Source organism: Pandoraea horticolens (assembly GCF_902459555.1).
Classification (GTDB): Bacteria; Pseudomonadota; Gammaproteobacteria; order Burkholderiales; family Burkholderiaceae; genus Pandoraea; species Pandoraea horticolens.
On record NZ_CABPSM010000035.1, the window covers coordinates 1 to 14,475 of the forward strand.

7 protein-coding genes and 1 pseudogene are annotated in these 14,475 nt (G+C 60.2%); all 8 read left to right on the forward strand.

Annotated elements, in window-relative coordinates:
* On the forward strand, positions 1-7,818 hold a 7,818-nt coding region (locus PHO31112_RS26585; RefSeq protein WP_150624690.1), incomplete at its 5' end, for a hemagglutinin repeat-containing protein.
* Between the two features lie 10 nt (positions 7,819-7,828).
* On the forward strand, positions 7,829-8,089 hold the full coding sequence (locus PHO31112_RS26590) for a hypothetical protein (RefSeq protein ID WP_150624692.1): 261 nt from the start codon (positions 7,829-7,831) through the stop codon (positions 8,087-8,089).
* 271 nt (positions 8,090-8,360) lie between these two features.
* Positions 8,361-11,009: pseudogene (locus PHO31112_RS26595) on the forward strand (hemagglutinin repeat-containing protein); the annotation flags it as partial.
* Positions 11,010-11,516 carry an Imm42 family immunity protein gene (locus PHO31112_RS26600; RefSeq protein WP_150624695.1) on the forward strand — a complete coding sequence of 169 codons (507 nt, stop codon included), beginning with the start codon at positions 11,010-11,012 and terminating at the stop codon, positions 11,514-11,516. It abuts the pseudogene before it with no gap.
* Positions 11,517-11,638: 122 nt separating this feature from the next.
* Positions 11,639-11,860 carry a hypothetical protein gene (locus PHO31112_RS26605; RefSeq protein ID WP_150624697.1) on the forward strand — a complete coding sequence of 74 codons (222 nt, stop codon included), beginning with the start codon at positions 11,639-11,641 and terminating at the stop codon, positions 11,858-11,860.
* A 476-nt stretch (positions 11,861-12,336) separates the two neighbouring features.
* Positions 12,337-12,987, forward strand: a complete 651-nt coding sequence (locus PHO31112_RS26610; protein WP_150624699.1) for a hypothetical protein — start codon at positions 12,337-12,339, stop codon at positions 12,985-12,987.
* A 30-nt stretch (positions 12,988-13,017) separates the two neighbouring features.
* Positions 13,018-13,434, forward strand: a complete 417-nt coding sequence (locus PHO31112_RS26615) for a hypothetical protein (RefSeq protein WP_150624701.1) — start codon at positions 13,018-13,020, stop codon at positions 13,432-13,434.
* Between the two features lie 85 nt (positions 13,435-13,519).
* Entirely contained in the window at positions 13,520-14,347 is an 828-nt protein-coding gene (locus tag PHO31112_RS26620; RefSeq protein WP_150624703.1) for a hypothetical protein, read from the forward strand.
* Positions 14,348-14,475 lie beyond the last annotated feature (128 nt).

Consider the following 14,475-nt stretch of genomic DNA (forward strand, 5'->3'; position numbering starts at 1 on the left):
GTCAACGGCAACCCCAACCTTGCGCGGGACCAGGCTGCACGCGTCATTCTCAATCAGGTCAACAGCAACTCCCCGAGTCAGCTGCGCGGCTATCTCGAAGTGGCGGGCAAGGCGGCGCAAGTCGTGGTTGCCAACAGCGCGGGCATCATGGTGGACGGCGGGGGCTTCATCAACACCACCCGGGCCGTGCTGACCACCGGGACCCCCATCCTCGGGGCGGACGGAAGCCTCGCCGGCTACCAGGTCAACGGGGGGCGCCTGTCGATTCAGGGCGAAGGCCTGAACGCCGCCAACGTCGATCAGGTCGATCTCATTGCGCGCGCCGTGCAGGTCAACGCGGCGTTGCACGCAAAAAATCTCAACGTGGTGACGGGTACGAACCGTGTCGAACATGAGAGCCTGGCGCTCGAGAAGCTGGCGAGCGATGGGGCGACACCGGATGTCGCGATTGACGTCGGTCAGTTGGGGGGCATGTATGCGCAGCGCATTTTCCTGGTTGGCACGGAAAACGGCGTCGGCGTTTCCAACAAGGGCGTCATCGCTGCCCAGGCCGGGGATCTGACGCTCACGACGGAAGGAAAACTCGTCTCGACCGGCAAGACCGAGACGAGCGGCAATCTCGCGGTCGCGGCGCGCGGTGGGATCGAGAACCGGGGCAGTGTGTACGCAGGGGGCGGCGCCGATCTGCGCACCGACGCGGCGCTGGAGAACCACGGCGTGCTGGGGGCGGCCGGGGATCTTGCCGCGCGGGCGGCGAGTGTGGCGTCCGACGGCACGTTGGGCGCCGGTATCGACGCGAATGGCCAGGCGACGCTGGCGGGCAATCTGTCGGTCACGGCTGACGGCAAAGTCTCGGCAACGGGGAGCAATGTCGCCAGAGGCGATCTCGCCATGACGGGGGGCGCGGTGGACCTGAGCGGCAGCCGCACCGATGCGAGCGGCAGCCTCTCGCTCACCTCCACGGCGGCCGACGTTGATCTCCAAAAGGCCATTGTCACGGCGTCGAACGCGCTGAAGGTCCAATCGGCACAGCATGTTCTGAACGCAGGGGGGGCACTGGGCGCGGACACCCTCACGCTCGCCGCGATGGGGAACATCGACAATCGCGACGCCCAGACGGTGGCGACGACGCGGCTCGACGTGAGCGGTACCGGCATCGACAACCAACGGGGTCTGCTCCAGTCGGGGACGGCGCTCACGGTCAAGGGAACGACGCTGGACAACACGGCAGGCCGTGTCGTTTCACTCGCTGGCGACGATACGTCGGTCGACATCAAGGGTGAACTGCGCAATGCAGGAGGCACCACGGCCAACGGCAAGACGGGCGGGGTGATCGGCGCGAACGGCGATCTTCGGGTGCATGCCGATTCACTGGTCAATGCGTCGCAGATCGTCGCCGGCAAGGCGCTGAATGTCGTCGCGAACCAGGTGGACAACACCGGCGGGGAGGTCATCGGAGGTGGCGACGTCACGCTCGGTGTGGACGGCACCCTCGACAATACCGGCGGACGTTTGTTCGGCGGCACGTCGCTGTCGACGACAAAGGCGAGCACGCGTGTCGTCAACGCGAACGGCACGATCGAGAGCGCGGGCAACGTGGCGATGCAGGTGTCGTCGCTGGAGAACGCCGGTGGCGCGATTCGCTCGAATCAGGATATTGGCGTGGGCGGCGCCATGAGCGGCGCCGGCCAGATGACTGCGGGACGCGACCTGACGGTGGCTGCGGTTGGCGATTACCTGAACTCGGCGACCAATCGTCTGCGCGCGGACGGCGTGCTCAAACTGACCTCGACAGGGCGTCTGACCAACGAGGGGGCGTTCAATGCGCCCGGCACGCTCGACGTCCAGGCCGGAGAAATCGTCAACACGGCCAGTGGTGGGTTCAACGCTGCGACAACGCATTTGAGCGCCGGTGGGCTGTTCTCCAATGCGGGCAGCATTGGCGGCGACACCGTGCGCCTCCAGGCGGGCCACTTCGTCAACACGAATGCCGTGCTGGGCAACGACGTGCAAGTCAACGCGAACGACATCGAAAACCAGGGGGCGGCGGCCGTCATGGGGGGGGCGAAGCGGTTGGCGTTGTACGCGCCGAATTCGGTGTCGAACTACGATGGTGCGTTGCTCTACAGCACGGGCGACATCGAGATTGCGCGTGATGGCACCCGCGATGGCACGGGGCTGCTCGCGAACCAGACAGCGACGCTGAACAATCGTTCGGCCAACATCATCGCGGACGGCAATCTGGACATTGCGGCGCATGTGGTGAACAACACGCGCACGAGCATCGTGACGCGGTCCGGTACGCCGGAGAGCACGACGCAGAGCTTTAGCTTGTACACGGCAGGACTGCCCGTCGGGGAGGAGACCCTGGGGCACACCAGCCTGACGTTCCCGGAGTGGAACTGGAGCGCGGGCTTTGCACCGGTGTCGTCAGCGCTGTTGGAACGTCTGGCCAGGCCGATCACGGTCGAGGTGCCGAAGTCCCAGGTGGCGAACCTGGACGCGGCGTCCAAAACGTTCAGTCTGACCAAGCCGCTCGAAGAGTCGTACCAGGACGCCACGACGGCTGGCAGGGGGCCGTGCGATGACCACGGGCAGTGCGCGTCGACCACGAAAACGCGGGAAGTCGGCAAGAACCCTACGCAGTATTACAACAACATCGTCGACAACGGTTCGACGTATCGCATCACGTTCTGGCCGGACTGGGATCCGAACACGATGATCCGCCCGGATCAGGCCATCTCTCGCGGCGATCTCGGCATCGATCAGCATGACTACAACGAGATCTCGCGTCGCGTGACGACCACCCGCACGCGCGACGAACTCGTCAGTGCGACCCCGGAAGCCAAGTTGCAGGCGCAAGGGTCGATCCGGATCAATGCCGACGGGGGGGCTGTCAACAACCAGTCCTCGACGATGACGGCCGGCCGGGATCTCATCCGGCGCGCGCAGGGCGGCACGATCAACGACACGGGCATCGTCTTGCAGGAGAAGGTCGCCCAGTCGCAGACGTCGACCTTCTACTGGCACCAGAAGTCGGGTGGCGACAGCGAGCAACTGGATGTGGCGTACCCGGTCACGCCGCTGCCGCCGGTGACGGTGGCGTCGCTGCCGGCCATTGCGCTGGGCGGGCAGTCGGTGCAGTCGTTCGGGCACGACATTACCGTGGCGAGCGTCGATCGAACCGGCAATACCGTGAACGGCGCGGGTGTCACTCAGACGCTCGGCTCGTCGGCGCAAGCCATTCCCGGCCTCACGCTGCCGCGCAATGGCCTGTTCCAGATACAGCCGGCGCCGGGCCAGACCTACCTGGTCGCGACGGACCCTCGTTTTACCAGCTATGGGAAGTTCATTTCCAGCGACCACATGCTCGGCGAACTGGGGCTCGATCCGCAGAAGACGCAAAAGCGTCTGGGCGACGGCTTCTACGAGACGCAACTGGTGCGCGACCAGATCACGGGCCTGACCGGCAAGACGCTGCTGGCGGGCTATACCGACTATCTCGACGAGTACACGGCGCTGCTCAATAACGGGGTGGCGTACGGCAAGCAGTTCGGGCTGGCGCTCGGGGTGGGCCTGTCGGACGTGCAGATGAAGCAACTGACGAGCGACATGGTGTGGCTCGTCTCGCAGAACGTGACGTTGCCGGACGGCTCGGTGCAGTCGGTGCTGGTGCCGAAGGTGTATCTGGCGCAGGCTAATAGGGTCGATCTCACGAACACTGGGGCGTTGGTGGGCGGGGGCAGCGTGAAGCTTGCCGCCACCGGTGACGTCAAGAACAGCGGTCGGATCGTCAGCGACACCGCGACGACCATTCTTGGCGACACCATCGTGAACCTCGGCGCCGTCGGCAGCGGCGGTACGACGGCGCTCTCTGCGTCGGGCGACATTCGCAATACGGGCGGACACATCGGCGGCAAGGACGTCGTGGCACAGGCTGGCCGCGACCTCATCAACGAATCGAGCACGCTGACGCAGAAGGCGGGGACCGACAATGGTGGCGGCTTCACGTCGTCGGCGTCGGCCACCGGTATCGGGGCGGTCGGCGTCATTTCGGGCACGAACAGCGTTGCGGCCGTGGCCGGGCGCGACGTCACGCTCAATGCGGGCGCCATCGCCAGCGATGGGGCCGTGGTGGTGGCGGCCGGGCGCGACATCAAGGCCAATACGGTGACGGTGGGGCAGTCGCAGACCGTCGGCACGACCGATGGCCAGAACGGCGGCAGCGATGTCGTCGCGCAGCACGTAGGCAGCGCGATCTCCGCGGGCGGGAACCTGACGACCGTCTCCGGGCGCGACACCACGTTGACCGGTGCGACGATGGCGGCCGGCGGTAACGCGACGGTGCTGGCGGGCAACGACGTGACCGTTACCGCCGCCAAGGACTCGCATACCCACGACGAGCGCTCGTTCGGCGGCTCGCTGCAGTACACGAAGTCGTCGCTGGACGAGGCGGTGCGCGGCTCGTCCGTGAGTGCGGGCGGCGATGTCCTCGTTGGGGCGGGGCAGACGGGCGCCGTCAATGGCGTGTTGGGCGCGTATCAGGTCAGTCAGGTCAGCCCTGTGGGGGCGTCCTCCGGCACGGGCAATCTGTCGTTGCTCGGCTCGTCGGTGTCGTCGCAAGGCGCCGGAACGGTGGCGTTGGCCGCGACGGGCGACGTCACGACCGGCACGGTGACGGAGACGCACGATAGCAAGAAGTGGCAGCACGACAGCAGTTCGGGATTCCTGTCGACTACGGAGGAGACGTCGGCCTCGAACGCGCACCAGACGATTGGCGTGGGTTCCACGGTTTCCGGTAATGCGGTGGGGGTTGCTGCGGGACGGGATCTCGCGGTGAGCGGATCGACGGTGGTGGGCACGCAGGATGTGGCGTTGCAGGCAGGGCGCGATCTGCACATCGCATCGGCCCAGAACGAAAGCGAGAGCAGTTCGTTCTACGAGAAGAAGCACTCGGGCTTGGGGGCATCTGGGGGCGTTGGAATCTCGTACGGTAAGAACGAGCAGCGCGACTGGACGAACGACAGCGGCGTGACGCAGACGGGCAGCCTTGTGGGCAGCCTGAACGGTAACGTGAGCATGGTCGCGGGCAAGGATCTGACGGTGCGTGGCAGTGACATCGTGGCGGCAGGTGACGTGACCGGCATTGGGCAGAACGTCACGGTCGAGTCGGCGCAGGAGCGTAGCCATCACGACGAGACGCACGAGTTCAAGAGCTCGGGCTTTACGTTGGCGGTGAAGTCCCCGGTCATCGACGCGATACAGAACGTGACGAACCAGGCCAAGTCGGCTGCCGACTCGGGCGGCGACGCGCGTGTGTCGGCGCTGCGGGGTTACGCTGCGGCCAGCGGGGCGTATGGGGCTTACAACGAAGCCAATAAGGCGCTCGATGCGCTCAAGAGCACTGATCCGAACGTGAAGCCGGAGGTGAAGGTCGAGTTGAGTTGGGGCTCGTCGAGCAGCAAGTCGACGTCGTCGTTCGATGGCACGACCAACGTGGGGAGCCATATCAAGGCAGGCGGCACTGCTGCGTTCGTTGCGACGGGGGATGCGGCCTCCGGCAAGGGCAACGTCAACATCGTGGGGTCGAATGTCGATGCAAAGGACGTGCTCCTGCAAGCGACGAATCAGGTGAACCTGCGCAACAGCACGGATACGGAGTCGAGTCGTAGCGAAAACGAGTCGAAGAGCGGGAGCTTCGGTGTGTCGTTCGGCACGGGCGGCTGGGGCGTGTCGGCGTCGTTGTCCCGGGCGCATGGCGATGCGAACTCGGATTCGCAATTCCAGAACAATACGCACATCAATGCGAGCAACACGGCGGTGATCGTGAGCGGGGGCGATACCAACATCGTCGGCGCGAATGTGAACGCCGATAAGGTGATCGCCCGCGTGGGCGGTGATCTGAAGGTAGCGAGCGTGCAGGACACGAGCGAGAGTGCTGCGCATCAGGAGAGCATGGGCGGTGGGCTGAGTCTGAGCATGAGCGGTGCGTCGGGAAGCTTTAGCGCCTCGCGCGGCAATGCGAGCGGCAGCTACGCGGGCGTGGCGGAGCAGTCGGGGATTCAGGCGGGCTCTGGCGGATTCGATGTGAACGTCGCAGGCAATACGGACCTGAAGGGGGCGTACATCGCGAGCACGGCCGATCCATCGAAGAATCAGCTGACGACGGGCACACTGACGTTCTCGGATATTCAGAACCACTCGGACTACAAGGCCAATAGCTTTGGGGTGGGCGGTGGATTTTCGGTGGGCAACGGCGGCGCGAACGAGCGTACGACGGGACCGTCGTCGGGGAAGAACACCGGTAGTCCTTCGCTAATGCTGCCGCAGTCGGAGAGCGGAAGCGAACGGGGGACGACGCGCAGTGGGGTGAGCGACGGAACCATCACCCTGACGAACGGTGCGAGCCAGACGCAGGACCTCGCGAGCCTGAACCGGGAGACGTCGGACCTGAACCAGACGGTGAGCCGTACGCCAGACTTGCAGAAGACGCTCGACGGTCAGTCGCGGTTGATGGGTGCGGCGACGGCAGCGGGCGAGGCGGTGGCACGGGATATTGGGACGTACGCGAACAAGAAGCGAGATGAAGCTCAGAAACTGGCTGACAGTACGAAGGATCCGGCGCTGAAGGCAAAGTACGAACAGGAGGCGAAGGACTGGTCCGAGGGAGGCGATTCGCGCGCGCTGATGCATACGGCGGGTGGAGCGATCGTGGCGGGGCTGGGCGGCGGTAATGCGCTGGGTGGGGCGTTAGGTGCCGGAGCGACATCGAAGCTGGGTGGGGTACTGAACCAGCTCAGCGAAGACATTCGAGATTCTCACCCGACGGGCAATGCTGATGTCGATCAGGCGCTGGGGCAGATCGTAGCGACGGGCGTGGGGACGGCCGTGGGTGCTGCTGCTGGAGGTTCGTCTGGAGCTTTCACCGGATTCAACACGGATCGGTATAACCGACAGTTGTCTCAGGATCAGTACGACAAGGCAAGGCAATATAAAAAGATCGTCGCGCAGAAACTGCACATAAGCGAAGAGGAGGCGGAGGGGCGCATAGTAGCGGAGATGTTGCGAAACTCAGACAAAAAAACATCCGATGCATCAGGCGGAATTATGGACTGGGACGTACGCAGAATTGTTGGATGTCAGCATTTGAACTGTAATGGTAAAACTGACGATCCTCAGTATGAAAATCATGAATACAACAGCCAATTCATAGCGAAAAATCAGCAGATCTACGATGCGGGAACGGGGCGGCTTGGCGTAGGGAAGACGTACGAGCAGATGGTCCGAGACAATTACGATAAGGATCCTATTGGAAACAATATCGCACGCGCTGGCGTAACACTTCTTGCGGGTTCGGTGACGGGAGGCATGACGACAGGGCTGTTGGCGAAAATTGTTTCAGCGTGGTCAACCGGAACAGCCTTCACCTACGTTGGCGACGCGGTGAGTTATGAAGCAGGGTTGTCAAAGGACCAACCTAGTTACGCGAATGCAATGACGACAGGGGCAGTTGCAGCAGGATTATCGCCGTTAGTTTTGCCGTTAAACACGTTAGGTTCATCTGCAACTGCGAAGGCGACGGTGAGTATATACAATGGGCTTTTGTCGGGTACCGGTGCGTTTGGAGCTACGGCGATGACGAATCCGTCGAGCAGTCCGGATATCTCAGGAGGAATTGGTGCCGCTGCGTCCATATTGAGCGCCGGCGGCAGGATGATCTTGCCAGGGCCGATAGCGCAAGCATTGGACATATGGTTGCAAATCCTTCCCGGGCCTGCACAAGCTGCCATCGAAAATGGCAGTAAAAAGGAGCGATAAATTGAGGCGTATGTTAGAAAAACGAAAGGCGCTGTATCGCAAGTTTGCGGTAGGTTCTTTGTGCCTGTTGACGATCCCCGCTTTGATTCTTTTGCTATCAATCTACAAGGGCGCCGGTGGGGCTGGTCTTGTCCCTGGAATTCCCATTTACCTTGCGTTGCTTGGCGGTGCCATTTATCAATTCCGAAAAGAACTACGTGAGTTGAAATGGGAGGAAGAAGGGCGAGTGTCGAACGAAGCGGGCTGCGAACCGGGAAAAAACGAGAAGTAGCTCAACTCAAGGTGTTACCCAATCGCAGTTAATGATCACCACTAACAGGAGGCGATGGCCGCATGTGGGACGTGCGTGCCAAGAATCCAATTGGTCTCGGCTGGTTGTACGTTTCGATCGGGCCCGTCTCATTCCAAAATAATAGGCGCGACTGCGGGAATTATAGAGAACATCCGATGGCTCGCAGTTGGCCACGTCACACTCTGATCTCCCGAGGTAGGGGGCTGCCACAAACACGGCAGCAGAGGGCAATACAAACATTCAGTTGTTCAAGAGCCCGGGCTTTACGTTGGCGGTGAAGTCCCCGGTCATCGACGCGATACAGAACGTGACCAATCAGGTGAAGTCGGCGGCGGACTCGGGGGGCGATGCGCGCGTGTCGGCGCTGCGGGGGTACGCAGCGGCCAGTGGCGCGGTTGGCGCGTTCGGTGAAGCCAAAGGTGCGCTGAGCGCGCTCGAAGCGGGCAAAACGCCGGAGGTGAAGGTCGAGTTGAGTTGGGGCTCGTCGAGCAGCAAGTCGACGTCGTCGTTCGATGGCACGACTAATGTGGGGAGCCAGATCAAGGCGGGGGGGACAGCAGCGTTCATTGCGACGGGCGATGCGGGCTCCGGCAAGGGCAACGTGAATATCGTCGGATCGAATGTGGACGCGAAGGACGTGCTGCTGCAAGCGACGAATCAGGTGAACCTGCGCAACAGCACTGATACCGAATCCACGCGAAGCGAAAACGAGTCGAAGAGCGGGAGTTTCGGTGTGTCGTTCGGCACGAGCGGCTGGGGCGCGTCGGCGTCGTTGTCGAGGGCGCACGGGGAGGCGAACTCGGATTCGGCCTTCCAGAACAATACGCACATCAACGCGGGCAATACGGCGGTGATCGTGAGCGGTGGCGACACGAACATCGTGGGTGCGAACGTGAACGCCGATAAGGTCGTCGCCCGAGTGGGCGGGGATTTGAAGGTGGCGAGCGTGCAGGACACGAGCGAGAGTGCTGCGCATCAGGAGAGTGTCGGTGGCGGCATGAGTGTGAGCATGGGCGGCGCGTCGGGAAGCTTTAATTATTCGCGCGGCAATGCGAGCGGCAGCTACGCGGGCGTGGCGGAGCAGTCGGGGATTCAGGCGGGCTCTGGCGGGTTCGATGTGAACGTCGCGGGCAATACGGATCTGAAGGGGGCGTACATCGCGAGCACGGCGGAGCCGTCGAAGAATCAGTTGACGACGGGCACGCTGACGTTCTCGGACATTCAAAACCACTCGGACTATAGCGCCAATAGCTCGGGTTTCGGCGGTGGTTTCTCGATGGGCAATGGCGGCGCGAACGAGCGCAGAACGGGACCGTCGTCGGGGAAGAACACCGGAGGCCTGTCGCCCATGCTGCCGCAGTCGGAGAGCGGAAGCGAGCGGGGGACGACGCGCAGTGGGGTGAGCGACGGAACCATCACCCTGACGAACGGTGCGAGCCAGACGCAGGACCTCGCGAGCCTGAACCGGGAGACGTCGAGTCTGAACCAGACGGTGAGCCGTACGCCGGATCTGCAGAAGGCGCTCGACGGACAGTCGCGGTTGATGGGTGCGGCGACGGCAGCAGGCGAGGCGGTGGCGCGGGATATTGGGACGTATGCGGACAAGAAGGCGGGGGAAGCGGAGAAGCTGGCTGGAAGTACGAAAGATCCGGCGTTGAAGGCAAAGTACGAGCAAGAAGCGAAAGACTGGTCGGAGGGAGGCGATTCTCGCGCGCTGATGCATACGGCGGGTGGCGCGATTGTGGCGGGGCTGGGAGGAGGCAATGCGCTGGGTGGTGCGTTAGGCGCGGGAGCGACGTCGAAGCTGGGTAAGGTGCTCAATGACCTGAGCGACCAGATCAGAGATTCGCACCCGACGGGCAATGCCGATATCGATCAGGCGCTGGGGCAGATTGTGGCCACAAGCGTGGGGACGGTGGCGGGCGCTGCTGCCGGTGGAACCTCCGGGGGCTTCACGGGCTACAACGTGGATCGCTTTAACCGGCAGTTGCATCCGACGGAAGAGCAAGCGATTCATGATGCTGCAGGCGGTGACAAGAAAAAAGAAGAGCGGCTGACGCAGGCGGCCTGTTACCGAGTGCAATGTTGGGCGCAATATTCGCCGAACAGCGACGAGTATTTGCAGCACTACGTGAGTGTGCAAGACGCCAGAGGTTTGACGGCGGAACTGGCTTGGGTGGATAGTCAGACGAAGCCGGGGCTGTTTGACTATACGAGGTCGGATCGCTTCGGGGACTCGGTTCGCAGTCAGATTGACGAAGCCAGTGGAGGTGTTCGGCGTGTGGGCCGAGATGCCATGGAGTTGCTCACAGATCCGATGAAGGCTCTTGGGCAAGCCGCGGGTCAGATGCAAGCCGACGCGCTTGCGAAAGCGTCGGAGCGGCCCGAAGCCTTGATTGCGCAGGGCGTGGCGAATGGACTGAATGCAGTGCTTGGTGGTGGAGCCGGTAAGCCGCCGACGACGAATCAAGGAGCGGTGCTGGCGCAAGGTACTGCGGGAGCCGAGGTGGCGGCAGGGATGGGGACGCCGGTAAATTTGCCGGACAATGTGACTGCTGCTGCCGGAGGGGACAAAAATCGCCTCCCGATTCCCGATGTTACTAAGGGTGACAATGGACTCCAGGTTGAGTCCAATCCGAAACACACACCCGGAATGGGGGGGAATAGACCGAATGCCGGAACTGAGCCAAAGAACTCATTGGATCTATTCAATTCATCCGTAGCTGGCGGGGACCGAACTCGCTATGCAATCGATTCTAATGGGAACATAAACCGATTCTCCACGGACGGCAACGGCGTTTATCATTGGTCCGGCTCCACCGGCGATCCATCGGCGCCGATGAATGCCTCAAATATTCCGATCGAGGTGAGACGGTCACTCGGCTTCAAGGGGAAGTAAATGCTATCTGGTAACCCTGATTCGTTTGCCATCTGGTTTGATCAAGTTGATTCTTGGTCTACTGAAAAATTCAAGAACGGGTGTTTTGGTTACTTTATTGGTGGAAAACTTATTTGGTCTCTTCGGTCGACCCTCGGGGTTGACATAAACCGACTAAGTCTTCTATATGCTATGAACAATTCCGTTGAGGATGAGGTGATTTTTAATATGCCGCTTCATACCGCATACGAACGACTTTGTGTACAGGCATTCCCTTCGCTAGACTCGGATGTAAAGGTCAGCGACTTTAGGCATCTCGTTTCCGCTGAAAGCCTTTCGGACGATGGATACTACGCGTTTCTTGTGGAGTGTGGTGTCCAGGCAAAGCTAATTTTAGGTTATGAAAACGACGCAAGCAGTGTGCGGCAAGTGTTCTTGGAGCGCGATGAGTTTCAGAGAGTTGTGAGAGAAGCGATTAAAAAGTTCTGTGGCCAGAGGTTTGACGGCGGAACTGGCTTGGGCGGATAGTCAGACGAAGCTGCAAACGCGCAACGGACAAGTTTGGAATGGCGGGATCAACAAGACGCCTATTCCCTATAACCCTGAAACTGGCCTTGCTGCGCCTATCCGTCCGGGACGGAAGTGATGATATGAACAAACAGAACTTGACGGTTGAACAAGCGTATCGAGCGATGTTCTATTTCTTGGAGCAAGAATATGGGCGAACGAAGGCCGATGAAATCGGAGGATTGCTCAGTTCGCTTTCCTGGGAGATCACGCAAGGGCACGGCCCAACTGATCCTGGTGCTTGGCAAGACCGGCAGGTAGCAGCAAAAATGAACGATAAATTAGGACGTATGTTAGGAAGGTGAAAGGCGCTGTGTCCGGTATTACAGGGGCAACTCCAGGGAGGAAGAAGGGTGGGCGTCGAACGAAGCCGACTGTGATCTGGAAAAAGGTGAGAAGTAGATCAATTCAAGGTGTTGCTCAACCGCAGTTAATGATCACCACTAGATTTGAATGGTTTCGATGGATATATAAAGTCCTGCTTTGGTTGATTGCCTCGACCCTGATTGTGACGATAAGTGAATTGATTTCCGGCCTTGCACTGGTTATTCTATGGCACTCCATATAAATTGGCGACAGTAGAATCGTGTAGGCAGGCTGGCGGTATTCGTCATGGTGTCCAGTTTGTTGGTTGGCACGTTGTCTGGTCCTGCGAAAAAAGCGATTAGGACGATGGTTTGAAAACTGAGTCCGGCAACAATCGGGGAGCATATGGTGCATGAAATAAACAGACCATGGGTTGAATTTGTCGATCAGGCGCACCCACATCGTTACACGTGAAATGAATATATCCATTAAAAGAATCGTCGCGTTATCAGCGTCAATGAGCATCCTTGGCGCATGTTCGGTTCTGGAGCCGACGCGCTACATCGTTACCCAGAATCCAACGTATGATCCTGCCACCTCGGCGCGGCTACGGGTGCATGGCTCCAATGCCGGAGGCGTCGTAGCGTTGCGTTTCGGTGAGGATTGCTTCCGTCCCGGGTTCGAGGAGGACGGGAAGACCGTTTACGGGCAAGGCGGTGGTTTTTTCACCGCTTACAAATATTCGTCAACGAGCGTTCTGATCGGCATGCCGGAGAGCCCCAGGAAGTGGATGCGTGCCGACGGGCTCAAGTTCAAGGACTACATCATGGAGTACGTTGTCCCCGCGAACGCACCGACAACCATCTTTTTGAATGGCAATCGCGCCATCGATTACGGCGGGTCAAGACAGCCCCAAACGTGTTCACCGCCCTCCATCAAGTTCACACCTCTGCCGGGCAAAGACTATGAGGCATTCAACGAGGGGGGAGACGGGAAATGCTGGATCGAAATACGGGAGATCGACGCTCGCGGCCACGACATCCCCGTTCTCGCAAGCCGCGCTCCAAGATGCACCCCTATCAAGGTAATCGAACCGACCAAGACAGGGCCAGACGCCGAGCGCTGATCACCGTTCCTCATCCTTCCGAGATTTTCAATGCGAAAACAACTGCTGATTCTGCTGTGTTGCATCACCGGACCCGCTATGGCTGCGGTCAAGTGCGAAACGCAAAACCTGAACGGCCATAGCACTGACATCTGTGTGAATTCGGGTAAGTTCTCCCATGACTACTACACCCTTGTCGTCGACAAGAACGTCATGTTCACTCTCCCCGACGACTATGTCGAAGACATCATCCTTACCCATCGGGTCCCGGAGGACGCCGCCATTGAATTCCCTGCATCTGGCAGCGCCGCGCCCGGGACGATCGTTAAAATCACTGGTGGTTGCGTGCCTGTCAGCGAGAAACAATCCGTCGACGGCAAGATGGTCGGCGTAGAGGTTGCGCGGGTCTGCTCGTTCAAATGGGGCGATGTCGACGTGCTAAAAGATGCCCGGCTGAAGTTCGAATAAAGTGCCACGGTGCTCGCCTCCTTCGCCAAATTCAACGTGTACGACGCAGGGGAAATATCGTTAGCGATAGATTACGAAACAAACGATGACCCAAGACTTCATGTCGAACAACGTGACTGAGGGCGGGGACCATTTGCACATTGCATGCTCGAAAACACATCGAGCCGACCTGATATTGACTCAGTGCATTTTTGTTCTGATTCTCGCGACGTGTCATTTCTTCTGGTATCGATCACACGAGGCACCACCTTCGGCCCCCGCGTGGATTCTTGTTCCGATATGCCTCTTGGGCTACGCGGTGCTGCTTACCTTCGTCCTCCTCGGAAACGGCCTTAGATTGGCCACTACCATCTACAAAGACGGAACCGCGTGCGTCGGTATTGCGAAATATCGATTTCCCGAACCGATGACGGCTACCGTCGCCAAAACGGAAGGCATCGGGACGCCGCCCCGCTATTGGATAGACCTGAGTTTTAGTGAGGTGGTCGTACGATTCTCGGGAGCCAATACGGAGGGGAAGACGATTGGCCTGGCGACGTGCATCAATCAATGGACCAAACGTCATATCCGCGGAGCGCATCAATCCCGGGACGTCGCAGAACTCACCAGATATTCCATCAACTGGAGGGCATGTCTCACCGCCTACCTGATCGTCATGGCTCTCTTAAGTATTGCGTTCGAAAGGAGCCGTGATTACATGCACGAGCCCGTGAAGTTTGAAGCAGGTGCGTGGTGGGCTTCAGCAGGCACGCTTGCACTTCTCGTGGTCGGAGCAATGGCCATCAGGTGGAAGAGCTACAAAAGCGCCGGCGTACAAAGAGGGGCGATCATCCTAGCAGGAGAAGCGCTCATTGCACTGCTGCTAATCTCCGGGGGAACAGCAGTTGTCTACCGAACAATACAAATACTCTAAGCGAATGCAGGTTTGTCCCTCACCCCTCCCCATGAAACCGGGCCAACGGGTCTGTCATTAATTTCGTGTTTGAGGCATAACATGTCGCCAAGGAGTGGCTATGCCTCGCAAACCGAAAACCCCACCGG